The organism is Neisseria sp. P0021.S007 (genome assembly GCF_051956855.1).
Genome location: NZ_JBQCXA010000447.1, coordinates 1 through 726, shown reverse-complemented (window position 1 = coordinate 726; position 726 = coordinate 1). Strand labels below are relative to the sequence as shown.

Genomic DNA, 726 nt, shown 5'->3' with positions numbered 1-726 from the left:
TTTTCAATCATGGCCAACTCGGCATCTGAGTCGGACACAAAGCGATTGATGGCAACCACCACAGGCAGGCCGAATACGTTTTTCAGGTTGGAAATGTGTTTCAGCAGATTAGGCAGACCTTTTGCCAAGGCTTCGAGGTTTTCTTCGCCGAGGTTGGCACGCTCCACGCCGCCGTTGTATTTCAAAGCGCGGACAGTGGCCACGACAACAGCCGCATCAGGTTTCAAATCTGCCAGACGGCATTTGATGTCGCAGAATTTTTCCGCACCCAAATCCGCGCCGAAGCCTGCTTCGGTTACGGCATAATCGGCAAGGTGTTTCGCCAAACGGGTGGCCGTTACAGAGTTACAGCCGTGGGCGATGTTGGCAAACGGGCCGCCGTGTACAAAGGCCGGAGTACCTTCGATGGTTTGCACCAAGTTAGGCTTAATCGCATCTTTGAGCAATGCCGCCATCGCGCCATTCGCTTTCAAATCTTTGGCATAAACAGGGCTGCCGTCTTTGGCGTAGGCAACAAGGATGTTACCCAAACGCTCTTTCAAATCGCTGATGTCTTTGGCAAGACAGAATACCGCCATCACTTCAGAGGCAACGGTAATGTCAAAACCATCGGGACGCATCACGCCGTCAACAGGTTTGCCCATACCATCGATGATGTTGCGTAACTGGCGGTCGTTCATATCGACCACGCGACGCCACAGCACGCGTTTCGGATCGATGTTCAAC

1 protein-coding gene is annotated in these 726 nt (G+C 52.9%); it reads right to left on the bottom strand.

Annotated elements, in window-relative coordinates; all coding sequences use genetic code 11:
- Nucleotides 1-726: formate--tetrahydrofolate ligase (locus ACTHUR_RS13910; protein WP_440399130.1), on the bottom strand; the 726-nt coding region annotated here is incomplete at both ends.